Source organism: Cytobacillus sp. SAFR-174 (genome assembly GCF_051964675.1).
Taxonomy (GTDB): Bacteria; Bacillota; Bacilli; order Bacillales; family Cytobacillaceae; genus Cytobacillus.
In genome coordinates, this window is record NZ_JBQCMZ010000048.1 from 1 (window position 1) to 1,435 (window position 1,435).

1 protein-coding gene is annotated in these 1,435 nt (G+C 40.0%); it reads right to left on the minus strand.

The window, feature by feature from the left end:
* Positions 1–61: 61 nt before the first annotated feature.
* Positions 62–1,420 (minus strand): IS1182 family transposase, encoded by a 1,359-nt coding sequence (locus ACTHRG_RS23480; RefSeq protein WP_076263586.1) that lies wholly within the window; start codon positions 1,418–1,420, stop codon positions 62–64.
* Between the last annotated feature and the right edge of the window lie 15 nt (positions 1,421–1,435).

Consider the following 1,435-nt stretch of genomic DNA (forward strand, 5'->3'; position numbering starts at 1 on the left):
TTGATTTTTTACTGGATTTGAATCATTTTCAGAGGATTATAGACCTCTCCGAGGTCATCTTCTAGGCCATTTCTGGACCTTGCCAAGTCCAGTTGGCCATTTTTTTCAAATTCATGGCAGCGAAAGTAAGCATCGCCTGCATGGACAATTTTTTAAGTCCCCTTAGGGTTGTCCAACGCATGCCATGCTTTTCTTTTGCATCTGCAAATACACGCTCAATTGTTTCTTTGCGCTTCTCATAGATCGGTTTGACGTCTTGATGGTGACGAAGGTGATCTGCCTCTTCCACATGTTCCTCCCACACATGACGCTGAATTAGTTTTTGGTGTGCTTGACTCTGTGTGCATTGAGACAAGAATGGGCATCCAGCACAAATTCGCGGATCTGATTTATATTGACGATACCCTTCCTTGGTAGTCGTAGTATATTTTAAAATCTCACCAGCCGGACAAATGTAACAGTCAAAATGCTCATCATAAACATACTCATGTTTCCGGAAGTAACCCTCTTTTGTGCGTGGTCGTGTGTAAGGTAAAGCAGGTGTAATATCGTTCTTCAATAAGTAGCTTGTAATGGCAGGTGTTTTATAAGCTGCGTCTGCCGCAACAGCTTCTGGTTTACTAACTTTCTCAATGACTTGTCCTACCAATGGCTCAAAAATATGACTATCATGCGTGTTACCTGGGGTTACAATTGTGCCTAGTACGAAGCCGTTGCGATCTGCTGCTGCGTGGAAAGAATAGGCGAACTGTTTTGTACGCTCATCTTTTACATAGTAGCCACTCTCTGGGTCTGTTGTACTTTCCTTAATTTCTTTGAATTCTTCCTTATCAAACTTGTCTGGTGGAAAAGGCTTTTTCCCATGATCCTCACGGTCTTGATTAATCTCTTCTTGAAGGCGTTCTTGATAGGCACGGGTTTCTTTTCGAACAACTTTCTTTTCAAATTTACGCTTATTTGCACTCGCCTTTACATGAGTAGAATCTACAAAAACATGTTCTGCACTAATTAAATTCTTTTCAGCTGCAGTTTTTAAGATTCGGTAAAATATCTGTTCAAAGAGATCGGTGTTTTTAAATCTGCGCTCATAGTTTTTACCGAAAGTTGAGAAGTGAGGAACTTTATCGTGGAAGCCATAGCCTAAAAACCATCGATAAGCCATATTCGTTTTCAATTCTTCAATGGTTTGACGCATGGAACGAATACCGAAGGTATATTGAATAAATGAAAGTTTAATTAAAATTACAGGGTCAATACTTGGGCGTCCTACTTCTGAATACATATCTTTTACCAAGTCATAGATGAATGAGAAGTCAATCGCAGCCTCAATTTTACGAACCAAATGGTCCGCTGGTACAAGTTCGTCTAGTGCAATCATTTCAATTTGATCCCGTTGAATTGGATTATGTTTGGAAAGCATTTTAATCACCTCAAG